Origin of the sequence: Halobacillus sp. Nhm2S1 (assembly GCF_019599545.1) — a bacterium.
In the GTDB taxonomy this organism is placed as follows: Bacteria; Bacillota; Bacilli; order Bacillales; family Halobacillaceae; genus Halobacillus.
In genome coordinates, this window is sequence record NZ_JAIEZV010000004.1 from 38,057 (window position 1) to 60,289 (window position 22,233).

18 protein-coding genes, 1 tRNA gene, 1 riboswitch and 1 other annotated feature are annotated in these 22,233 nt (G+C 42.7%); of the genes, 6 read left to right on the forward strand and 13 right to left on the reverse strand.

Annotated features, from left to right (window positions below):
- Window positions 1-606: 606 nt before the first annotated feature.
- A complete protein-coding gene (locus tag K2225_RS15720; protein WP_220585615.1) occupies window positions 607-1,794 on the forward strand; it encodes a M14 family metallopeptidase in 1,188 nt (395 codons plus the stop codon).
- Window positions 1,795-1,853: 59 nt separating this feature from the next.
- Here K2225_RS15720 and K2225_RS15725 read toward each other — a convergent pair whose 3' ends face one another.
- The 3 genes from K2225_RS15725 to K2225_RS15735 all read right to left on the reverse strand — a co-directional run bounded on the left by K2225_RS15725 (window position 1,854) and on the right by K2225_RS15735 (window position 4,901).
- Window positions 1,854-2,192 carry a hypothetical protein gene (locus tag K2225_RS15725; RefSeq protein ID WP_220585616.1) on the reverse strand — a complete coding sequence of 113 codons (339 nt, stop codon included), beginning with the start codon at window positions 2,190-2,192 and terminating at the stop codon, window positions 1,854-1,856.
- 107 nt (window positions 2,193-2,299) lie between these two features.
- Entirely contained in the window at window positions 2,300-3,673 is a 1,374-nt protein-coding gene (gene argH / locus K2225_RS15730) for an argininosuccinate lyase (protein ID WP_220585617.1), read from the reverse strand.
- The gene (locus K2225_RS15735) at window positions 3,666-4,901 is read right to left on the reverse strand and encodes an argininosuccinate synthase (RefSeq protein WP_220585618.1); all 1,236 of its coding nucleotides are present in this window, start codon (window positions 4,899-4,901) and stop codon (window positions 3,666-3,668) included. Before K2225_RS15735 ends, argH begins: the two co-directional genes overlap by 8 nt.
- A gap of 52 nt (window positions 4,902-4,953) precedes the next feature.
- Window positions 4,954-5,166, reverse strand: a binding site (T-box leader).
- A 669-nt stretch (window positions 5,167-5,835) separates the two neighbouring features.
- Window positions 5,836-5,880: riboswitch (PreQ1 riboswitch) on the forward strand.
- 86 nt (window positions 5,881-5,966) lie between these two features.
- Between K2225_RS15735 and queC the strand changes: the two genes are divergently transcribed.
- The 3 genes from queC to queE are packed head-to-tail and all read left to right on the forward strand — an operon-like array spanning window position 5,967 to window position 7,820.
- Window positions 5,967-6,632, forward strand: a complete 666-nt coding sequence (gene queC, locus K2225_RS15740; RefSeq protein WP_220585619.1) for a 7-cyano-7-deazaguanine synthase QueC — start codon at window positions 5,967-5,969, stop codon at window positions 6,630-6,632.
- The gene (gene queD, locus K2225_RS15745; RefSeq protein ID WP_220585620.1) at window positions 6,632-7,099 is read left to right on the forward strand and encodes a 6-carboxytetrahydropterin synthase QueD; all 468 of its coding nucleotides are present in this window, start codon (window positions 6,632-6,634) and stop codon (window positions 7,097-7,099) included. Before queC ends, queD begins: the two co-directional genes overlap by 1 nt.
- Entirely contained in the window at window positions 7,092-7,820 is a 729-nt protein-coding gene (gene queE, locus K2225_RS15750) for a 7-carboxy-7-deazaguanine synthase QueE (RefSeq protein ID WP_220585621.1), read from the forward strand. Before queD ends, queE begins: the two co-directional genes overlap by 8 nt.
- A 55-nt stretch (window positions 7,821-7,875) precedes the next feature.
- Here queE and K2225_RS15755 read toward each other — a convergent pair whose 3' ends face one another.
- From K2225_RS15755 to K2225_RS15795, 9 genes are all read right to left on the reverse strand, one after another.
- Window positions 7,876-8,043, reverse strand: a complete 168-nt coding sequence (locus K2225_RS15755) for a YqaE/Pmp3 family membrane protein (RefSeq protein ID WP_146818851.1) — start codon at window positions 8,041-8,043, stop codon at window positions 7,876-7,878.
- Window positions 8,044-8,050: 7 nt separating this feature from the next.
- Window positions 8,051-8,794: a phosphatase PAP2 family protein gene (locus K2225_RS15760; protein WP_220585622.1), complete on the reverse strand. Its 744-nt coding sequence runs from the start codon at window positions 8,792-8,794 to the stop codon at window positions 8,051-8,053.
- A gap of 302 nt (window positions 8,795-9,096) precedes the next feature.
- Window positions 9,097-10,356 (reverse strand): L-lactate MFS transporter, encoded by a 1,260-nt coding sequence (locus K2225_RS15765; protein ID WP_220585623.1) that lies wholly within the window; start codon window positions 10,354-10,356, stop codon window positions 9,097-9,099.
- 224 nt (window positions 10,357-10,580) lie between these two features.
- Window positions 10,581-11,369, reverse strand: coding sequence for an ABC transporter ATP-binding protein (locus K2225_RS15770; protein WP_220585624.1), 789 nt, complete (start codon window positions 11,367-11,369; stop codon window positions 10,581-10,583).
- 51 nt (window positions 11,370-11,420) lie between these two features.
- A complete protein-coding gene (locus K2225_RS15775; protein WP_220585999.1) occupies window positions 11,421-12,602 on the reverse strand; it encodes an ABC transporter substrate-binding protein in 1,182 nt (393 codons plus the stop codon).
- Between the two features lie 95 nt (window positions 12,603-12,697).
- Window positions 12,698-13,759: a branched-chain amino acid ABC transporter permease gene (locus tag K2225_RS15780; protein ID WP_146818855.1), complete on the reverse strand. Its 1,062-nt coding sequence runs from the start codon at window positions 13,757-13,759 to the stop codon at window positions 12,698-12,700.
- Window positions 13,760-13,763: 4 nt separating this feature from the next.
- Window positions 13,764-14,648, reverse strand: a complete 885-nt coding sequence (locus K2225_RS15785; protein ID WP_146818856.1) for a branched-chain amino acid ABC transporter permease — start codon at window positions 14,646-14,648, stop codon at window positions 13,764-13,766.
- A 1-nt stretch (window position 14,649) separates the two neighbouring features.
- On the reverse strand, window positions 14,650-16,533 hold the full coding sequence (locus tag K2225_RS15790; protein WP_220585625.1) for an AMP-binding protein: 1,884 nt from the start codon (window positions 16,531-16,533) through the stop codon (window positions 14,650-14,652).
- Between the two features lie 15 nt (window positions 16,534-16,548).
- Window positions 16,549-17,322 carry an ABC transporter ATP-binding protein gene (locus K2225_RS15795; protein ID WP_220585626.1) on the reverse strand — a complete coding sequence of 258 codons (774 nt, stop codon included), beginning with the start codon at window positions 17,320-17,322 and terminating at the stop codon, window positions 16,549-16,551.
- A 333-nt stretch (window positions 17,323-17,655) separates the two neighbouring features.
- Between K2225_RS15795 and K2225_RS15800 the strand changes: the two genes are divergently transcribed.
- Window positions 17,656-17,728, forward strand: a tRNA-Ala gene (locus K2225_RS15800).
- A gap of 98 nt (window positions 17,729-17,826) precedes the next feature.
- Here the strand turns inward: K2225_RS15800 and K2225_RS15805 are convergent.
- A complete protein-coding gene (locus K2225_RS15805; protein WP_255574612.1) occupies window positions 17,827-18,942 on the reverse strand; it encodes a tyrosine-type recombinase/integrase in 1,116 nt (371 codons plus the stop codon).
- A 460-nt stretch (window positions 18,943-19,402) separates the two neighbouring features.
- On the opposite strand from K2225_RS15805, the gene K2225_RS15810 reads away from it, so the two are divergent.
- Window positions 19,403-22,006, forward strand: coding sequence for a hypothetical protein (locus K2225_RS15810; RefSeq protein ID WP_220585627.1), 2,604 nt, complete (start codon window positions 19,403-19,405; stop codon window positions 22,004-22,006).
- The last annotated feature ends 227 nt before the right edge of the window (window positions 22,007-22,233 follow it).

The window sequence follows — 22,233 nt, forward strand, 5'->3', positions numbered from 1 at the left end:
GGTATGCTTTCGGGATTCGTTTGCCTTAATGGGAGTTAGGGGTGGCTGGGAAGCTACTCGCTTTCCTGTGGGGGAGCGCCGAGCTTCCCCACAACCCCATTCAATGTATGTGAGAAACAAACCCCTTTACCAAGTTGGGTTGTCTTCCGCTATCCCGATTGTTAAAAGCATAAAACGCTCTGTATAAAGCTTTCATGATTCTAATACCTGAGCATAGGAGTTTTATCCTTATACTCCCATCAAACTAAATAGCTAATTTTTCGGGAGTGGTTTAGAGACACTGATATGGAAAAGGGGCGGAGGGGAATGGCGAGACTCCTGCGGGAAAAAAGTGCATGGTGAGACCCCACAGGACGCAGTCCGAGGAGGCTCACCGCGCTCCCGCGGAAAGCGAGCTATTTCCCGCAGCCCCCATTCACTCAACAAAAGGCTCGAAACCGAGTCTTCCACAAACCTGCTAGTTAGTTGAATAAGGCCATTCCTATATTGTACCTGAAAAAAAGCGGCTATGTTGGGATTCATGAAAATTGGTCGAGAGATGATTGTTCATCAAACGTATCATTTTCCATATAGTTATAAAAAGGACTGTAAAAAAGGGGGCCTCTTATGGACGTTAAAGTAAGGAGTGGTGACACGCTATGGTACTACTCGAACCTTTTCAATGTACCGTTAGATTTAATCATAGATTCCAATCCACAAGCGGGACCATCTTCCCTTCAAATTGGACAAACGATTCGCATACCGGGCTATGAAACAAGCCAATACCGTGTACAATCCGGGGACACCTTTTGGAAAATCGCCAGCGAGCGTCGAATCTCCCTGGATGCGATCGCATTATTAAACCCTTCCATTAATCCTAGAATGCTTCAAATTGGGGAAGTTTTATCCCTTCCCGTCCAAGTGACCTATCGAGTCGTCGATGGAAACCGCCCTTATGACTTCAACGTACTAACTACTGATTTGAATGAACTTTACGAACTATATCCTTTTGTCAGAAGAGAGACGATCGGGAATAGTGTGATGGGAAAAGAGCTTGTTGAACTTCAAATCGGGCGCGGACCAAAAGTGGTGCATTGGAACGGTTCCTTCCATGCGAATGAATGGATTACGACAGCAGTGATCATGCAATTTTTGAATGACTACTTGCTGGCACTAACAAATAAAGAGACCATCCGCGGCTTAGAAATCAATCCTTTTTATAATGAAGTGACACTCTCTATTGTTCCCATGGTCGATCCTGACGGTGTTGATCTCGTTTTGAACGGACCACCTGACGGGGAGTTTGGGGAGATGGCATTAAGTATCAATGATGGTAATACTGATTTCTCCGGGTGGAAAGCCAATATCCGGGGAGTAGATTTGAACAACCAATACCCTGCCAAATGGGAAGTGGATGCTGCAAGGAAGCCGACATCTCCTGCTCCAAGGGATTTTCCAGGCTATCAACCACTAACGGAGCCTGAGACGGTTGCGATGGCTGAGCTTGCGGGGGCCCGTAACTTTGAAAAAATGCTTGCTTTCCACACGCAGGGAGAAGTGATCTATTGGGGATACGAAGGGCTTGAACCTCCTCGGTCCATGACGATCGTCAATGAGTTTGAACGAGTGAGCGGCTACAAACCCATCCGTTATGTAGATAGTTTTTCCGGCTATAAGGACTGGTTTATCCAGGAGTTTCGACAACCAGGATTCACTGTAGAATTAGGATTGGGGGTAAACCCTCTCCCCCTTGAACAGTTCGATGAAATCTATCAGGAAACGATGGGAATCTTTTTGGCAAGCTTGTATATGTAATGGAGCATTCATTGAAAAACCCCTGCGACCTTATACATCTTCGCAGGGGTTCCTTGTTTTTAGAAGTCTTTTTTGTCCATATGACCATTGTGCTCTTTAATTACTTGTATCGCTCGATCGTACTCCTCTTCCTTAATTGAAAAATGGAGCACGTGAGTTAAATGTTTTTTGTCAGATAGTGCGCTGTCCCGATCATGTTTAGGCGAGACGACCTCTGTGAAATTGAAGGTCCCTCCCCCTGAATTTGTTGATCCTGCTACAGGGACAACAGGAGTCATATCTACATCCTCAGGGATCGCTTCTACTGTATCCTGGTCGACCGATAAAGATTGCAACGATGCCTTTGCACTTTCCGCATCATTCTCTGTTGAAAAGTAAGCTTGAACTGTTTTCGCCATACGATCATCCCTCTCTATAAAAGGTGGTATGGATATAGTATCCTTCCCTGCTCCTTTTCAAACCTTAGATGCCCCTCTTGAGGACATATTCAAAAGAACATCCTTCATCATGAAAGATGTTCTTTTGCCAGTTGTATTTGCTTGTGCACTTGATCGAACCCTGTACCACCCTCACTGTTTCGTGCAGCTACGACTTGATTGGGGTTCAACTTTTCATATATATCCGCTTCAAAGAGTGGAGAAAAGTCTTGGTATTCTTCCAATGTCAAATCCAACAAGTATTTTTCCTGTTGAATAGAGTACAGTACAATTTTCCCAATCACTTCATGGGCTTCTCGGAAAGGCATCCCTTTGACAGCCAGATAATCCGCGATATCTGTGGCATTCGAATAGTCTTCATTTACAGCGTTCTTCATTTGGTCCCCTTTCACTTGCATCGATGCAAGCATAGGTGCCAACAACGATAATGCCCCTTCTAACGTCTCAACCGTATCGAACATTCCCTCTTTGTCTTCCTGCATATCTTTGTTGTATGCAAGAGGCAGTCCTTTCAGCAACGTCAGCAGTCCCATCAAATGACCGTAAATTCTTCCTGTCTTTCCACGGAGGAGTTCAGGTACATCAGGGTTTTTCTTCTGAGGCATGATGCTCGAGCCTGTACAAAAGGCATCATCTAATTCTACAAATTGGAACTCCTGACTTCCCCACAAAATCAGCTCTTCAGACAAACGTGAAATGTGTGTAATCATAATAGAAGAAATAGATAAAAACTCAAGAATAAAATCACGATCACTAACGGCATCCAGTGAGTTCGGATAAGGTTGATCGAACCCTAAAGCATCGGATGTCATTTGTCTGTCAATCGGATAGGGCGTCCCCGCAAGAGCCGCTGCCCCAAGCGGGGACCAGTTGATACGCTTCAAGCTGTCCTGTAAACGTTCCTTATCCCTTTCAAACATCCAAAAGTAAGCCATTAAGTGGTGACCAAAAGAGACGGGCTGGGCACGCTGCAAGTGAGTGTAACCTGGCAGAATGGTTTCCACATGCTGTTCCGCCTGCTCCACGAGGGAGGATTGAACAGCTTCTACTAACTCCATCAATCCTTTCGTTTTTTCACGTAAATAAAGGTGCATATCGGTGGCCACTTGATCGTTCCTGCTTCTCCCGGTATGCAGCTTTCCTCCTACCGGCCCGATCTCATCAATTAACAGTTTTTCTATATTCATGTGAATATCTTCGTGCTCCACAGAAAAAGTGACGTCTCCTTTCTCCACTTTCTCTTTGATCGTAAGAAGCCCTTCCTTGATTTGCATCACTTCATTTGATTGGATAATGTCACAAGCACCAAGCATTTCCACATGAGCGATACTACCTTCGATATCTTGTAGTGCCAGTTTTTGATCAAAATGGATGGAAGAGGTGTACTCTTCCACCAATTTATTTGTAGGTTTGGTAAAACGACCGCCCCACAATTTAGTCATGCTGGCTCACCACCGCCTGGTCCAGTAACTTCGCTCCTTTATGAACGTCCGCATGGACTTTTGTCGGCAATCCCCATAACTTAATAAATCCGACAGCTGCATTGTGATCAAATGCATCCTCTTTAGAATAAGTGGAAAGTTCTTCGTTATATAGACTGACCGGTGATTTCTTACCAATCACTGTATGATGTCCCTTGAACAACTTCACTTTAACGGTTCCTGTGACCACTTGCTGCGTAGAATCAATGAAGGCGGATAAAGCCGGTTGTAATGGTGAATACCATAGACCGTCGTATATAATTTTGGAAAGCTGCTGATCAACATTGGCTTTATATTGAGAAACTTCTCTTGTTTGGGTCAAAAATTCCAATTCTTTATGGGCATTGATCAAGATCATAGCTGCAGGGTTTTCATACACTTCTCTCGATTTAATACCTACAAGGCGATTTTCTGTATGATCAATTCTGCCAACCCCGTGCTTGCCTCCAAGTTCGTTCAAGTATTCAATTAAAGGAACAAGCTCCATTTTTTCTCCGTTCAATGCGACAGGCTTTCCTTCTATGAAATCAATTTCAATGGTCTCCGGTTGATCGGGTGTCTTTTCAATCGGATTGGTCCAGGCATACGCCGCTTCCGGTGCTTCTTTCCAAGGATCCTCAAGTACACCAGCTTCACAAGCACGTCCCCAGATGTTTGCATCAATAGAGAATGGGTTCTCCAGGTTGACAGGTACCGGAATTCCTTTTTCTTCGGCATAAATAATTTGTTCATCACGTGTCATTCCCCATTCACGAACAGGAGCGATGACTTCAAGGTCAGGATTCAAGGCTTGTATGGAGACTTCAAAGCGAACCTGGTCGTTCCCCTTTCCTGTACAGCCATGAGCAACGGCAACTGCTCCTTCCTGTTCTGCAACTTCAACGAGCAGTTTAGAGATGAGCGGACGTGAAAGAGCAGAAGATAATGGATACTTTCCTTCATAAAGAGCATTTGCTTTAAGAGCCGGCATCAAATATTCTTCAGCTAATATTTCTTTGGCATCTACCATGATGGCTTTAATTGCTCCTACATCCAGTGCCTTTTTACGAATGGTTTCCAAGTCTTTTCCTTCACCGACGTCCAATCCTAAAGCGATGACATCATACCCATACTTTTCTTGGATCCATTTAATAGAAATCGATGTGTCCAATCCACCGGAATAAGCTAATACTACTTTTGGTTTTGTCATATGAATAACCTCCTCAATTATTGTCCATAAAAAAATCCGTCTCCTACCTGGGGTAAGAGACGGATTTTGAATCATCCGCGGTGCCACTCTCATTGTCTGTATGTCAGACCAACTCGAAGCTGATAACGGGAGCTCCCGGTTCTGGCTACTCTTTTCACCGAACATCTCAGAAGTGCGTTTCCGTATCAATCCGTCACCAGGCTTCCACCGCCCCCGGCTCGCTGTCGACTATCTTCATACGTACTCTCTTCGTCCACAAATGTATTTTTATAATGAATTGTTTATAATTATACAAAATCATATGCAGAAGTCAACACAATAAACACATTCTTCGTAAAAGTTTTTTAGATTCCCATTTTCATAACCCCTTCTTCCATTTGATTGGATGCGGCTGCGGGGAATAGCTCGCTTGCCGTGGGAGCGCGGTGAGCCTCCGCCCCTTTGTCGAAACCACTTTCAGAATAAGCTGTATACCTTGGTAATTGGAGAGAGAAATCAACTCCCAAAGACAATTTTGCATGCGGAAAGCTTGTTATAGATGGCTTAATGCTCATAATACCAAGATCGGGGAGGCACCCTCCCACAGCGAAGGGTTCGTTTCTCAATACAATAAATGGGGTGGTTGGGAAGCTGGGAGACTCCCGTGGGAAAAAGGATCTAGGCGAGATCCCGCAGGACGAAGTCCGAGGAAGCTCGCCACTCCCCCACAGGAAAGTGTTCAAATGCGGAATCGTCCTGCTAGACGAGTAGCTTCCCAGTCAACCCTGACACTAACCTTAGTAACGAACCCAGAAGCATCTTTAATTCGAGTCTTCCACAATCCTGCCAAATTGTTTAATAATGCTGATGTGGGCAAGTTGAGTAGGCGAGGGTTTCCAGGGGCATATTCTCGTGTTAAGATGAGTAGGGTAAATTAAATAAAGTCTGCTTCAGGGCAGGAGAGGTTCTAGCGACACCCTCTATAAAAAACTAAGGATGGAACTGTACCTTACCTTAGGTGCGGTTTTTTTAATGTTTTTGGGTGTGTAGAATTCTCTTTTTCAATGATGAAAGGAGAATTTTTTTATGAAAAAAAATAATAAAGCTGTGGTTGTATTCAGCGGGGGTCAGGACAGTACGACTTGTTTGTTCTGGGCATTGAAGAAGTTTGATTCCGTTGAAGTCGTTACTTTTGATTACAACCAACGCCATAAAGAAGAAATTGAAGTGGCGAAAGAAATTGCTGAAGAACAGCAGGTACGTCACCATATCCTTGACATGTCTTTACTCAATCAACTAGCCCCTAACGCTTTAACCCGGGATGATATTGAAGTAAAAGATGGCGAAGATGGAGAACTTCCTTCAACCTTTGTACCGGGAAGAAATCTATTATTCTTGTCATTTGCCACTATACTAGCTCGTCAAATTGGTGCGAAGCATATTGTTACGGGAGTCTGCGAGACAGACTTCAGCGGTTATCCAGATTGCCGTGATGTTTTTGTTAAATCCTTGAATGTTACTCTCAATTTATCCATGGACGATGAATTCGTTATCCATACCCCACTCATGTGGCTGGACAAAGCAGAAACGTGGGAGATGGCCGATGACTTGGGTGCTTTCGACTACGTTCGTGAAAAAACATTGACTTGCTACAACGGTGTGCGCGGAGATGGTTGCGGAAAATGCCCAGCTTGCGAACTTCGCAGGAATGGCCTTCATACTTATGTCGCTAAAAAAGAGGAGGCAGAATAATGTTTGGATTCACCATTGTGGAAAACTTGCAGAAAATCGATCAGGACATCAAACGTCAAGAGTTAAAGTACCACCAAAAGCGTGTACTCGTCAGTAAAGAATTCACCTTTGATGCTGCTCACCACTTGCATTGTTATGAAGGAAAATGTAAAAACCTCCATGGACATACGTATAAAGTAATCTTTGGCATCAGCGGATTTACCGATGATATTGGGCTTGTGATCGATTTCGGTGACATCAAGAACATTTGGAAAGAGAAGATTGAAGTCCATCTCGATCACAGGTATTTAAATGACACTCTGCCGAACATGAATACAACGGCTGAAAATATGGTCGTCTGGATCTATGAAAAGATGGAAGAAGCTTTGAAAGGCGATCCAAATAATTGTCGGGTAGAGTTTGTAAAACTATACGAAACACCGACTAGTTATGCGGAAGCAAGACGGGAGTGGATGAGCAATGAATAAATTTCCCGTTCTTGAAATTTTCGGACCCACAATTCAGGGAGAAGGTATGGTCGTGGGTAGAAAGACGATGTTTGTCCGCACAGCCGGATGTGACTACAGCTGTGCATGGTGCGATTCCGCTTTCACATGGGATGGCAGCGCTAAGCATGACATTGAGCGGCTAACTTCTGAAGAAATCGTTGCCCGCCTTTTTGACATTGGTGGAGAACAATTCGATCACGTCACCATTTCCGGCGGGAACCCTGCCCTATTAAAAAATTTACACGAGCTTATTCTACCTCTCCATGAAAAAGGTATCGAAGTGGCCCTTGAAACACAGGGAAGCCGTTGGCAGGAATGGTTCACCGAAATCGACGACTTGACCATCTCACCTAAACCACCAAGCTCTGGGATGAAGACGGACTGGGACATTCTTGATGATATTATAAGCCGTTTGGAATATGCTGATCGAGGAAAGCACACAAGCTTGAAAGTCGTCATTTTTAATGAAGACGACCTGACCTATGCGGAAAAAGTTCATCAACGTTACCCCAAAGTACCCTTCTTTTTACAAGTCGGAAATGATGATTTGGAAGAAAGCGAAGCAGGGACATTAGCCAGTCACCTCCTTGACCAATACGAATGGCTCATCGACCAAGTCGTCGCCTCATCCAAACTGAATAAAGTACGCGTTCTCCCGCAAGTGCATGCACTTGTCTGGGGAAATAAGCGAGGAGTATAAAAGAGAATCAATAAAAAAGGCCTGACAACTTATGAAATGCTGTCAGGCCTTTTTCTTATCCACGTTTTTTACTGTCATAATGACCCTTCACCACTACGGCCGCATGGACCGCTCCCGGCACATAAAAAATCAGGGTCAAGATTAAATTTAATAGTGCCTTTAGTGGTTTTCCTGTAAACAAAACAGCTAAAGGCGGTAAGAATATAACTAAAATGTACAACATAACTCAATCATCCTTTCTCTTGCTTCCTTTCCGTTTCCCCTTTTGAAAGGGTTTGAACACTTCCTGATTGTCTCCTCCTCTGATTCCAGATTGTGATTTCCAGTGCTGCGATGCAAACGAGCAGCCATGCCAGACCGAACAACGTGCCTCCAACAACATCCGTAAAGAAATGCACTCCGAGATAAATACGAGAAAGGCCAATAAGTGCAATTAATATTCCGAGCACTATGTTTATTGTCCATTTCCAAGGCTTCTTTAAGGGGCTGATGACGATTAAGTAAATGAGAAATCCGTAAAAAACAACCGAGCCTGTCGTATGTCCACTAGGAAAACTGAAGCCCGTTCCATCATATTCCGCCAACACCTCCGGACGTTGGCGCTCAAAGGTTACTTTCAACAATTTGGTCAAAGAACTAATACCGATCATGACGATGGCAAAATAAATCCCTACCCACCGGCTGAATGGTGAAAAAAACAATAAGAAGATAAGCAGGGCTACTGATGCGATGGATATGAATAAAACAGACCCCAGTTCTGTGGTCCATCCCCAAAACGTATCCATCCACGGGGTCGTGATGGATCTCACTACATCTGTCGCTGCCTGATCCACAACGAACTTTTCCTGTTCAAGCACTTCTGCCGCAAGTTCAGTAAAGAAATAAACGGCTCCACCCACCAATAGGAAGCCCGCTAAAATAAGAATAATAGACGCTTTCGAAAGGTCTGAAACCTTCGTTCCTGAAAACAACATCACAATTCCTCCTGACTGCCAATGACTCTTAATTCAACCCTTCCCCTAATCGCATTGGGTTAACCTTGAAATACGATCTTCAACACTCTATAGCTCCTTATCGATAATTTTTCATTGATAACGAATAAGGCCCCCACCTTTTTTAAAAAGGACGAGACCTATGCCTAGTCTTACCGTTTTATGATGAATAACACCCGTGCACCATTGACAATTGAGCTGTCGCACCTTACATAGCATTCTTTGATGAGTTTAGAAATTAAAAACCCGGATGCTATCAGCTGCATCCGAGTTTCATTTTTCATTTATGCTGTTTTTTCTTTATTCATCAATGCTTTTCGTTTTTTCCGTTCATCCACCTTAGTCAGAATGGATACCACCAGAGCAATAACGAATAAACCAGAAAAGAAAATGAGGCTGTTCTCATAGCTTCCTGTCGTATCTTTCATCCAAGCCGCAAAAATCGGACCTGCAAGGCCGGCTGCCGCCCAGGCTGTCAAAATATAGCCATGAATGGCACCAAGTTCTTTTGTCCCAAATAAATCCCCGATAAACGCCGGGATCGTAGCAAATCCGCCCCCATAACAGGTGTAAATAATAGAAAAAGCAATAACGAAGATCCAGGTCGCGGTTGTCCAAGGAAGAACAAGGAATAACCCGATTTGCAAAACAAAGAAAGTGATATACGTGTTCGCGCGACCTATATAATCGGAAGCACTTGCCCAGCCGATTCTTCCGAGTCCATTGAAAACCCCCATTACACCAACGAGAGTCGCTGCAGTAGCGGCTGATACCCCGACGCTTTCCTCCAACAACGGTTTAGCGGCAGAAATAACAGCGATCCCACACGTGACATTAATGAACAACATCGTCCAAAGGTAATAAAAACGCTTTGTCTTCAAGGCTTCCTTCGCACGTAAATTTGCTAAATCCTGCTTCTCTGTATCCGTTTCATTATCTGGATCATACCCTTTAGGTGTCCAACCTTCAGGAGGTCGGGACATGTAAAGGGAAGAACCAATCATAACGATAAAATAACTGATCCCCAAAATATAGAAGGTAGCTGCAATTCCTACTGAATTAATAAGAAAATCCATCAACGGACTAGCAATGGCGGCTGCAAACCCAAATCCCATAATCGCCATCCCCGTTGCCAGACCTCTACGGTCGGGGAACCATTTTACTAATGTAGAAACGGGCGCAATATAACCAACTCCTAAACCTACCCCTCCAAGAACACCGTAGAATATGTACAGCATCCATAAGGATCCTGCGCTTACAGCGATTCCTGATCCAGCCACACCGATACCAAAAAAGATGGCAGCTGTAATCCCGGCCACCCTCGGGCCATATTTTTCTACAAACCACCCTAAAAAGGCTGCAGATAATCCTAAAAATAAAATTGCGATACTGAAGGTCAACTGCACTTGACTTGCTGACCAGCCAAATTCTTCGCTCAGTGGGCCTGTGAAATTACTCCAGGCATAAACAGAACCGATAGAAATATGAATCCCTACCGCACCTAAGGCGATCAACCATCTGTTCTTTACTTTTCGTTCTGACATTTTTTCACCTCTTCATCATTGATTACCTGTCTTTTTCCTTTAATCTCAATTTCTAAACAAATTTCCATTTATTGTGACACATTTTGTTCATATTCTTCCTCCCCTGAAATATTTCCTGGACAATAAAAAACACTTCCTGTCCAGGAAGTGTCCATTTCGTATATGTTCCCTATTCTCTGACACTAAGCTTAAGACATCAGAGCAGTTTCCCACAACCTCTCATACTAAATCCAGCGTTGCTTCTTTCGATAGGATTTTACATCTCTGTAATTTTTACGTCCTTCTTCACTCATCCCTAAATAGTGTTCTTGGACTTCCTGGTTAGAAAGCAGTTCTGATACAGGCGCTTCCAAAACAGAGCGGCCGTCTTCAATGATATACCCATAATCGGCGATGGAGAGTGCTACATTGGCATTCTGCTCAACCACAAGAATGGACATTCCTTCCTCTTCATTGATCTGTTTAATATTTTGGAAGATTTCTTTGACGAGAAGTGGTGCAATCCCAAGCGATGGTTCATCCAACAACAATAACTTGGGTTTAGCCATGATTCCTCTTCCGATAGCGAGCATTTGTTGTTCGCCTCCTGAGAGCAGACCTGCATGTCGGGAACGCAATGCTTTTAACTTCGGAAAATAATGATAAACCCGCTCCATATCTACTTTTATGTTTCTTCGATCTTTTCTCGTGTGCGCGCCCGCTGTTAAATTTTCTTCGACTGTGAGATGCTTAAAGACTCTTCTGCCTTCCATACTTTGAAAAATACCTTTTTGAACAATTTTATCAGGACTCATTGATGTTATATCTTCCTGTTGATACATAATTTTCCCTTTCGTCACTTGACCGTTATCTCCCCCGAGCAAACCCGAGATCGCTTTCAGTGTCGTAGACTTCCCTGCCCCATTACTTCCTAGCAAAGCGACGATATCTCCATCCGGCACCTCAATGGACATTCCTTTTAAGACAAGAATCATCTTCGAATATACCACTTCGATATTATCAACTTTTAACATGTTGGTTCACCATCCTTTAAAAAAGGGGCCTCTTTCACGAGACCCCATCTTTTAATCTTCATAACTGAAATAATCCGTGATGACTTCAAATTTTCCATTTTTCACTTCAGCCAGACGGATTTGGTTGGTTCCTGCATGGTTATCTTCCGAAAAAGTGACAGGAGCGGCCAAACCACCTAAATCCATGTCTTTAATCTGTTCAATCCCTTTACGGATGCCTTCTCCATTCAATTCTTCGGCATTGCCTATACCTTCAGCCATGATCTTAGCGGTTACCCACCCTTGAACGAATTTTTGACTGACATCTTCAAGGCTTTCTCCTTTAGAATCCAGATACTCTTCCATTTCAGCCAGTCCTTCCAAGTCTTCATATGGAAAAGCGTGGGTCACGACTCCTAACATTCCTTCAGCAGCGTCACCGGCAATTTCTACAACTCCTTCTCCAGTCGCCCAGTTCAAACCGATAAATTGGGTATCAATGCCAAGCGTCTGAGCTTCCCGTAAAATCGTGGCTGTCGCTCCCCACGTTTGCTGAATGATTGCGTAGTCCGGAGCTGCTTCCTGCATATTCAACATTTGCGACTGTGCTTCTGTCGCCGTCACCGGAATAACTTGCTCATCAACAACATCCACACCGACTTCAGCTGCGTATGATTTGATGTCCTCAATCGGTGAACGTCCAAACGCTGTATCGTTATAAAGAAGCGCGAGGGTCGGATTGTCTCCTTCGTGATTATCCTTGATCCATTTCACAACAGCTCTTCCTTGGTCTGAGTATGTAGCTGCTGTCAGGAAGTTGTATGGACTCTCTTCTAAATTTTTCAGGTTTTCTGAATAGGAGGCAGAAAAATATGGAAGTTGATCGTTCGCTACTTGCTGGCGGAGTGCTTCTGTGTCCGCTGTCCCCCAGCCAAGAATAGCTGATACATTGTCTTTATCCCGGAGCTCCTGGTACAAACGCTGTCCTTTTGCCATATCGTAGGCGTAATCATCACCAATAAGTTCGACTTGAACACCATCAATTCCACCTTGACTATTTAAATATTCATAGTAGGCTTTTTCACCTTCTGAGTAGGGAGTACCGACATCACCCGTACCACCAGTAATGTCAAAGAGTGCACCAATTTTTACAGTATCACCATCAGAAGCTGCTGCATCTCCACCAGCCGCTCCTTCCTCTCCACTACAAGCAGCCATGATCCCCATCAACAAGATGAAGCACAACAAAAGCATCGTCGACTTTGCGTATGTTTTAATCAAATCCTCGACTCCCTTTCTATTTGTTTTATAGTTTAGAGCAAAGAGTGTAAATCCCTTTCCTCCACTTACTAATAAGAAAATGGCCAGACTTTGAAATAATTTTTGATGTTGCTCCAAATATGCGCAAGACCCCCTGGTTCAAAGATGAGAAACAGGATGATTGCTGCACCAAAGGCAAGTTCCTGGAAGGCTGCTAACGTGTTTTGCATATCCGGCATATAGACAGCGATATAATCCATGATAAAACCGAGTCCCACAGGTAAAAGCGTAATAAATATGGCTCCAAGAATGGACCCAAGGATACTACCAAGGCCACCGACTAATATCATGGCCAAGTATTGGATCGATACCGTTATGCTGTAAAGTTCCGGACTAACAATCATCGTATAATGAGCGAGCAGCGCACCAGCAATCCCGACAAAAAAGGAACTGATGGCAAAGGAAAGCACCTTGTATGTGAACAAGTTAATTCCCATGATTTCCGCCGCTACGTCACGATCGCGAACAGCTAAAAAAGCTCTGCCTGTACGGCTGCGGAATAAATTCAGAGCGTAGACGATCGTAAAAAGCAGAATGATGAGACACAAATAATAGTAGCTGCCTGCAGACATGAGAGTAAACGATCCAATGGATGGCCGTTGAAGGACCATGCCGGAGGTTCCACCTGTTAAACCTGTCCACCGGCTAATAATAAACAAAATAATGAACTGTGCCGCTAACGTCGCAATCGCCAGGTAAAGTCCTTTCAATCTTAGAGACGGAATTCCAAACAGCGCTCCTACAGATGCTGTGATGAGACCTGCAACCGGCAAAGCTATCCAAAAGCTCAGCCCCAACGTACTTGTTAAGATGGCAGATGTATAGCCTCCCACACCTAGGAAGGCCCCGACACCGATGGATATCTGTCCGGTGAACCCTGTCAAAATGTTCAATCCGATGGCGCCTATGGAAGCAATTGCACATAATGTCGCAAGTCCTATAACGTAATTGTCAGTGAATAAAGGGAACAAAAAAGCTAAAATGGCTAGTCCAAGCATCCTGATTTTCACCCGTTTGATTGAAAAAATAGCCATATCCTTCTCATACCTGGTTTTGTAATTGCCACACTCCATGACAAATGGATTTTTCATATCCTCACACCCTTTCCATTCCACCTTTTCCAAAGAGACCATATGGCTTGATCATTAGTATTAAAATAACGACAATGAACGGGAATACTTCTTTCAATCCTCCTCCTACAAGAGGATCGATATAACCACCTGCCATACTTTGCAATATCCCAATAATAAATCCACCAACAATAGCCCCAGGGATACTATCCAGTCCTCCCAGTATGACCACAGGTAGAACGGTAAGGCCGATGACGCTCATTGTTGCGTTGACTCCGTTTATGTTTCCAAGCAGTACTCCTCCAACAGCTGCAACGATACATGCGATCGCCCAGGTGATAGCAAATACTCGTTTCACATTGATTCCCATACTGGCGGCTGCCTGAAGGTCATCCGCTACAGCGCGCATCGCGACCCCCATTTTTGAAAATTTAAAGAAGATGGTAAACGCAAGAAGTAAAGCCATAACAATAATGAACGACCATAAATAAACAGGTGTAATTAGGACTTCGCCAAAAGTCACAGGGGTGTTCGGAAAGAGGTTTGGATACACGCGTGTCTGGTGTCCCCACACCATATGGACCAACCCTGCGAGTAAGTTACCGAGACCGATTGTTGCCATAATGACAGAAATGGTCGGCGCATTCAGTAACGGTCTTAGCACGACTCTCTCCACCAATAATCCAAGGACCCCACACACACCCAGGGTCACCGCAAGAGCCACTAGGAAAGGCAGTTTCAAAGCAGTGACAAGTGTTAGACAAATATATGATCCGATAAGTACGAATTCTCCATTTGCCAGATTCAGAGCATCGCTAGCTTTATAGATGAGGACGAACCCTAATGCTACGAGCGCATAAATGCTCCCTACTACAATTCCACTGACCAGCATTTGCATAAAGAAAGTCAACTCAAGCCACCCCCTGTGATCGATCTAATAAGATGACGGGCACGATTTCCCCCTCATTCGTTTCTTCAGAATTCACATGTGAAAGGGTATCGAACTGTCCGGCATCGTTATATAACGCAGCTAAATAACGTTTATAATTTTTTTCCACATTTCTTCTTACCGTTTTCTGTGTAGACGTCATCTCCCCCTCACTCAGTCGCAGCTCTTCAGGAAGGATGACGAACCGTTTGATGCGACTTTCCTCAGGTAAGGATGCCATCATTTCTACAACTTCACCCTTTATGAGGTCAATGACCTCTGGATGCATCGTCAAATCCCGATAGCTTGTATAGGATATTTGATTTTTCTCTGCCCAACGCCCTACGCTTGCCCGGTGAATGGTGAGCATGGCCGTCAGATAGGAGCGACCTTCACCAAAGACTACAGCTTCCTGTAAATAATGACTCTTTCGAAGCTCGGTTTCTATCTCACTGGAGGACTGCCCGTCCGTAGAATCCAAAGCTAATCGCTCTTCCATCCTTCCACGGATTTCTATCTCCCCTGTATCAAGGATTTGACCGTAATCCGCTGTAGAAAATTCCGTAACAGGATAGCCTCCTACATAACCAGCAAAAACCTGTAGACCTTCGACTTGTATCTCTCCTCGGGAAGCTATATTCATAGATAGACCAGGCAGGGGTTTGCCCGCACCTGCCGACGTCCATTCATGATCCCTTTGAATAGAAGCATACCCTGTGGTTTCGACCATTCCATACGTCTGTTTCACGTTCACTCCTAACCCTTGGAAGAACTCAAAAGCATTGCTATTTAACCTGCCGCCTGTTACGTAAGCCCTTCTTAAACGCGAAAGTCCTAAATGGTCACGGATAGCACTGTACATGAAGAAGTCATTCATAGAGTAACTGATCTTCGATAAGAAAGAGACCGAACGGTTGCTCAATTTTGCTCGTGCGTTTTTTTCTATACCAGATCTGGTAAGTTCATATACTTTTTTCTTCAAACGTGTGGAATCATTCATTCGGATTTGGAAGCGGCTCAACATGTTCTCAAATGTTCGTGGAGGTGCTTGGATCAAGTGTGGTCCGATTTCTCTTAAATCGTTTGAAATGGTGGAAGGTTCTTCAGGAAAGTTAATGGTCATCCCTCTCGTCAAGGAGAGTCCTACCGCCATTACTTGTTCACAAATCCAAGCGAGTGACAAGAAGGATAAGTAGTCGTCATCGGCTTTTACAGCATCTACTTCATGAATAGATAAAGCTGTTTGAATCAGGTTGGTATGTGTGAAAGTTGCCGCTTTTGGATGTCGGGTCACGCCAGAAGTGAACGTAATAAAAGCAATATCCAACGGTTTTACTTTTTGTATTTGGTCCTCAAAAAAAGACGGGTCTTCACTGGCCCGTGTTCTCCCAATGGATTGCACGTTTTTTAAATCCAGCAGCTTGTTATGGGAGTAAGACCGAAGACCTTTTTCATTATAGAAAAGGATGGCTTCAATGGCAGGAAACGAATCAATAATTTTAAGAAGCTTGTCCACCTGCTCCTGATCTTCAACAACTAAAATTCTAGGTTCACATTCGTGTAAGTAATGGGCCATCGCGTCCGGCGAAGCATCCTGGTAAATCCCTACAGGAACAGCTCCAATCGACTGAGCCGCAAGTTCTGTAACAACCCATTGCGGTCGATTGTCCCCGATGATTCCAATGCGGTCTCCTTTTTGGATCGAAAATTCTTCTTGGAAACCAAGGGCGAGTGATTCTACCTCTTTGTAGTATTTATGCCAGGTCCATTCTTTCCAAATGCCTAAATTTTTCTGGCGAAAGGCTACTTTCCTCCCTTCTTTATCTGCTTTTTCAAACAAAAGCTGAGGCAGCGTTCGATGCGTCATTCCACAGTTCCCTCCTTATGTGGTCACTTCTTGTTCACCCAAATAAGCTTTGATGACTTCCGGATTCTTCTGAATTTCTTCAGGTGTACCGAAACCGATTCGTTTCCCAAAGTCCAGAACAGCAATCTTGTCGGAAAGATCCATGATGACCCCCATGTCGTGTTCAATGAGGAACACCGTAATTCCATTCAGTTCATGCATATCCAAAATGAACCGGGCCATGTCTTCTTTTTCAGCACTGTTCATCCCAGCCATCGGTTCGTCAAGCAAAATCAATTCAGGTTCCAGGGCAAGCGCTCGACCTACCTCTACTCTTTTCTTCAACCCGTATGGAAGTGTCCCCACCGGCGTGTGGCGGATCTCCTGCATTTCGAGAAATTCAATGACTTCCTCTACTGACTGACGATGGACGACCTCTTCCTTCTCCGCACCACCCCAGTAAAGTCCACCCGTAAAAATTCCTGCCTTCATTTTGACATGACGTCCAAGCTTCAAATTATCCAGCACAGACATATGTTCAAACAGAGCAATATTCTGAAATGCACGGGCAATGCCTAGAGAAGTCCTTTTGTACGGTTTCATCCCCAGTAATTCTTTTCCTTTAAAACGGATCGACCCTGCTGTCGGCTTGTACAGTCCGCTTATACAGTTCAGCATACTTGTCTTCCCTGCTCCATTCGGACCAATCAAAGAAAAGATCTCACCCTTTTCAAGGTGATAGGACACATCATCCAAAGCTTTCACACCACCGAACTGCAACGAAACATTTTCGACCTCTAAGATAGGCAAAAGCGAGAATCCCCCTTTATGTAAGCGTTATCATAGTTATAAAAGTATTATATAACCTTAAAGAGAGAAGTCAATATAGTTTTTGTAATTTTATGAATATTAAGTATATTGTAAAATGATGTAAAAACTTCCTTACTTTCTGATACGTAAGGGTTGGAATCGGTCCCTAGACCTACCACCGGTCGCTAAAATTTTCTCAAGTGATTGGACGATCTCCCTCCCTTACTTAAATGCTTACGTTTGGTTTAACAACAACGATTGGAAGAAGAATGCAAAAGACTCTTGATTTTTTTCATCTCTCTATATAAAATAATAATTGTCGAAAAAACATATGGGGCATTAGCTCAGCTGGGAGAGCGCTTCGCTGGCAGCGAAGAGGTCAGCGGTTCGAGCCCGCTATGCTCCACTACTCAAAACCCTTGTATATCAAGGGTTTTTTCTTTTTTATTCTATCAAGATAGGCACCACAAAATGATAAGTGGTGCCTATTTGGTGCCCTAGCCTTTAATTAGAAGAAAGTAAACTATCAATTTGGGTAACAGCTACTTTTTGCATGGTCGGAAGCACATGAGAATATGTGTTCATTGTTATACGTATATCTGTGTGTCCGAGGCGTTCCGCTATCACTTTCGGGTTCACATCTCTAGACAGAAGAAATGTAGCATGAGTATGTCTTAGCCCGTGAAATGTAATTTTAGGTACCACTGCTTTCTTCATTAACCTGTTAAATGATCTTCTAATGTTTGCAGGGTTTACTGGTTTCCCATTCCCAGTACAGATTACCAAATCTAAATCCTCATATTCCCCGCCAGCCTGGAGCTTCTCTTTCAGCATAGTTTTTTTATGCTTCTTTAATGTCTGCACTGTTTCTTTGGATAGCTCTATTGTTCGTTGACTTGCTTTTGTTTTCCCTCCTGAAAGAAACCCTTTTCCATCATGACGTAACGTTTGGTAAATGGATAATGACTTTTTTTCAAAGTCGATATCTTTCCATCTCAACCCTAGAATTTCTCCCTGACGCATTCCTGTAGTTAAAGCGATATAGAAAGCCATGTAATAACGATCGGTTTCTGCTGTCTTTAAGAAGGAGGTCATACTTTTATCATCCCAAACCTCCATTTCAGTATCTTCTATTCTAGGTAACTTCACTTTTGCAGCTACATTTTTGGGTATAATATCCAATGAAACCGCATGTTCTAGGGAAGACCTGATGACTTCATGAACCTTCTTAACTGTCCTACCTTTATAATCCTTCTCACTTAAGCCATGAATAAAGTTTTGAATGTGTGAAGGATGTATCGTTGACATAGGCATGTGTCCTAAGTTTGGAATGATATGCTTATGAACTACGGTCATATAGGTTCCAATAGTCTGTTCACCTATACTCGCCCTCTTCATCCTAAACCAATCATTGAGTAAGTAATCCTTGTATAACTTCTTACTTGGTTCTAGATAGGTCCCCTCGTAAATTTGTGCTTCAATTACAGACAACGCCTTCTCTGCGTCTCTTTTCGTCTTGAAACCTCTCTTTCTCTTTCTTTTCCTTTTACCTGTACCAGGGTCCTTTCCTAATTCTGTAACATACATCCAACTTGAACCTTCCTTTTTAACATAACCCATTATGAACATCCTCCTCTGTAAAGATGTCCTCTAAAGGTATGACAAGCTCCTCTAGAATGTAGCAAAGTCCAAAAAAGTCATCAATAATGATCATTTACCTTCACCTCTTAAAAAGATTTTTTCTCTGTGAACTCTATACGTCAGTGAAGGCAGGAAGTTAAGTCACCTTAAAATATGATCCAAGTTGACTCGAAAAGCGCTCAATGCATTATCTAACCCCCCCAGTGCCTAGGGAAAAGCACTTCTATATTAATCGAGAAGGGGGGCCGAATTTATATAACTGAAAAATCCTGTGATTAGTGTTGCACACCACATAACTATGAAACCAAACGACAATAGATGAAGAAACTAATCCCAAGACTACTATTTTTAAATATCGCCTTAACTACCTTTAAAGAACAAAGTATATAGAGGGTGAAGGCGCTATATGCCTATCTTAAAAAATAGAGGAGATAGTAATATGTCTAGTAATATGTCCAATTACAGCTTTTTGAATTTCTGGTTTCAAGGAACAACTGGCTTTATAGAAGTCAGGATTATGAAAGGGAGCCAAATGAATGATCGGAGGTTTATCGAAGTCGAAGATTTAGAGGAACATCTGGTCCACCGTCTAATTGAAACGGGATCAGTAAGTAACACAAACGTGTACTTTGGTGTTACTACTCGTGGCCAGAAAGAAGGAAAGGAGAAAAACATTAAAGATGTACCTGGTTTATGGGTAGATATTGACCCTAAACATTCCAACAAAGAAGATGCTATACAGAAAGTAAACAACTTACCCACCCCTCCTTCAGTAATCATTTCGAGTGGAAATGGTATTCATGCTTACTTTAAGTTTGATACACCGTTTATCATTTCTTCAGAGAAGGATAGAGAACAAATAAAGGAATTGACTCAACGCATCCACAAATATACCAATGCTGATGATACTAGCGACCTCCCTAGGCTTTTAAGAATGCCTGGAAGCTGGAATTATAAAGAGGAAACAAATGCTAAACGTTGTGAAATCATTGAATTCACGGGGGCTGTTTATAGCTTAAAGGACTTTGATTACCTTTCTAGTGTGGAAACCAAGAACCCTAAGGTTGTAGAAAGAATTAAAGTTGATAGTTACTCACAGATAGACCTTGATGACATAAGGGTTCATATGGGTATTCGTAACCTTATACTTGAGGGCGGCGAGTACGGTACACGCTCAGATAAGGTATTTGCTGTTATATGCTCAATGCTTGAAAATGGGCATAGTCCAAGCGAAATCGCCTTCACTTTAACAAATCCAGATTGGAGAATTAGTGAAAAGGTTCTTGAGCGGCCAATCCAACATCAACGACCTTACCTGGAAAATACCATAACCAATGCATGGCAGAAGGTACAAGATAAAAAGAATCTTTCTTCGGGTGAAGGTACCAACTATACACCTACAGAAATAATTGTTCAGAGCGGTTGTTACTTTAGAGATAAAAAAAGACTTTCGAATTTCATTTTCAAACCTACAGAACGTATTTTAACGGATGAAACTGAAGTTCTGAAAGGAGATATTGTGGTAAACGATGGTACCCCAATACCTACAACCCTGGATTACAAAGCCCTAATAACTAAGAAAGAGCTTCTTACAGCCATTAATAGTAGTAAAGTTAGTTGGCTCGGTGGGGACAAAGATATTCAATATTTAAGAGAATACTTGCTTACGATTAAAGTAACTGAAAAAACAGGTGTGAACAAGATTGGTCTACATGATGGAATGTTTATCACAAATAATGAGTGCATTAATCACGAAGGTATAGTTAAAAAACCTAACCTTGTCTTCATTTCAAAGTTCATAAATAGTCCAATTCCATTGGAACGATCTACCTCATTAAAAATGATTAATGAGTGGGAACACCACGCAAGCGAGATATTACGCCTCCTCCCTTCAATAAATGAGGCTGAAGTAATCTATCCAATTATAGGGTGGCACTTTGCCTCACCATTGGCACCACTAATACGAAAAATTGCTGATGGAGGATTTCCACAGTTAATGATGTGGGGTACTAAAGGTTCAGGAAAAACAAGTACAGCTCAATTATTTGGAAAGCTATTCGGAAACGATGAAATTAGGTCTTGTTCCCGCCCACCGTTCTCCATTATACGTGAAATGGATACGTTGAATGCGGTGCCCCTATATCTTGACGAGTACCGTCCTTTGCAGATGAATAGAAACTATTTAAGTGAAATTAAAGGGCTTGCTTTAAATGCTTATAAAGCAACTTATGACTCACGCGGTCACCAATCACAATCCACAATAGATTACCAGTACACTTCGCCTATTGTTTGGATTGGGGAAACGCCCTTTGACCAACCAAACTTAATTGAAAGAATTGTACTTGCAAAACTGTCACCTAATACATTATCTAATAACAAAGAGTACAAAACTGTTTTTCGTCAGCTCAACAAAACAGACTCGAGTGTTTTTTTGGGAGGGTATGTACAATGGATACTTAATAAGATTCATAATGGCCAAGTAAACCTTGAAGATACTTTCAATAGTCACAAAGAATACTTAGATGATTATTACGAATTGCCTGAGCGCATTTCTATTAATATAGCAATAACCCTAACTGGATTGAGCTTATTTGAAACCCTGGCGGGGGAGCTTGCAGTAGAGCTATCTATACCGTTCCCCACGATAATACAAGAGCAAGTAATCCAACTTACTGGTGAAGAGGCTAAAAGTTCTCTAGACCAAGCACTAGAACACACTGCAACCATGGTGGGGAGCTCAAATAATTTCATCTATGGTATAGATTATACATTTAATAGACACAGCGGAGAGTTAGTGTTTGTAACAAAAAGATGGTTTGCAGAACTTCGGAAATTCTGTAAAGAATATAACTATCATGAAGACGTGTTATCAGACAAACAATTTAGAAACTTCCTCTCCGAGAATAAGAATAACAGTGGCTACATCAAAGAACGTTACAGCGCTAAACGGACATTAGATTCCAAGCAACAACGTTGTTCAATCATTGACCCCTATCAATTGGAGAAAGAATTAGGTATTCCTGTTGATACATGGGAACGATAGAAGAGATGCGACATCATGTCGCGTCTTTTTTTGTACTAATGGTCCACACTTAGACATCGAAAGTACAGAACGAAATTTCTTTAAGAGAAGGTAATACCTTTATAAGAAGAGATTAAGACAAGAAGGACATATTATTAGTGTGTAGATTAATTATTTATAAACTAGTTAACAAAGTACTGTTGATATACAGGCTTTCGATTGTTGTCCTTTTTGTCTGCAGCACTTTA

Bases quoted from the DNA above. Each gene is read 5' to 3' on its own strand.
- K2225_RS15720 (WP_220585615.1), top strand. From the start codon at position 607: ATGGACGTTAAAGTAAGGAGTGGTGACACGCTATGGTACTACTCGAAC.
- K2225_RS15725 (WP_220585616.1), bottom strand. From the start codon at position 2,192: ATGGCGAAAACAGTTCAAGCTTACTTTTCAACAGAGAATGATGCGGAA.
- argH (WP_220585617.1), bottom strand. From the start codon at position 3,673: ATGACTAAATTGTGGGGCGGTCGTTTTACCAAACCTACAAATAAATTG.
- K2225_RS15735 (WP_220585618.1), bottom strand. From the start codon at position 4,901: ATGACAAAACCAAAAGTAGTATTAGCTTATTCCGGTGGATTGGACACA.
- queC (WP_220585619.1), top strand. From the start codon at position 5,967: ATGAAAAAAAATAATAAAGCTGTGGTTGTATTCAGCGGGGGTCAGGAC.
- queD (WP_220585620.1), top strand. From the start codon at position 6,632: ATGTTTGGATTCACCATTGTGGAAAACTTGCAGAAAATCGATCAGGAC.
- queE (WP_220585621.1), top strand. From the start codon at position 7,092: ATGAATAAATTTCCCGTTCTTGAAATTTTCGGACCCACAATTCAGGGA.
- K2225_RS15755 (WP_146818851.1), bottom strand. From the start codon at position 8,043: ATGTTGTACATTTTAGTTATATTCTTACCGCCTTTAGCTGTTTTGTTT.
- K2225_RS15760 (WP_220585622.1), bottom strand. From the start codon at position 8,794: ATGTTGTTTTCAGGAACGAAGGTTTCAGACCTTTCGAAAGCGTCTATT.
- K2225_RS15765 (WP_220585623.1), bottom strand. From the start codon at position 10,356: ATGTCAGAACGAAAAGTAAAGAACAGATGGTTGATCGCCTTAGGTGCG.
- K2225_RS15770 (WP_220585624.1), bottom strand. From the start codon at position 11,369: ATGTTAAAAGTTGATAATATCGAAGTGGTATATTCGAAGATGATTCTT.
- K2225_RS15775 (WP_220585999.1), bottom strand. From the start codon at position 12,602: ATGCTTTTGTTGTGCTTCATCTTGTTGATGGGGATCATGGCTGCTTGT.
- K2225_RS15780 (WP_146818855.1), bottom strand. From the start codon at position 13,759: ATGAAAAATCCATTTGTCATGGAGTGTGGCAATTACAAAACCAGGTAT.
- K2225_RS15790 (WP_220585625.1), bottom strand. From the start codon at position 16,533: ATGACGCATCGAACGCTGCCTCAGCTTTTGTTTGAAAAAGCAGATAAA.
- K2225_RS15805 (WP_255574612.1), bottom strand. From the start codon at position 18,942: ATGGGTTATGTTAAAAAGGAAGGTTCAAGTTGGATGTATGTTACAGAA.
- K2225_RS15810 (WP_220585627.1), top strand. From the start codon at position 19,403: ATGTCTAGTAATATGTCCAATTACAGCTTTTTGAATTTCTGGTTTCAA.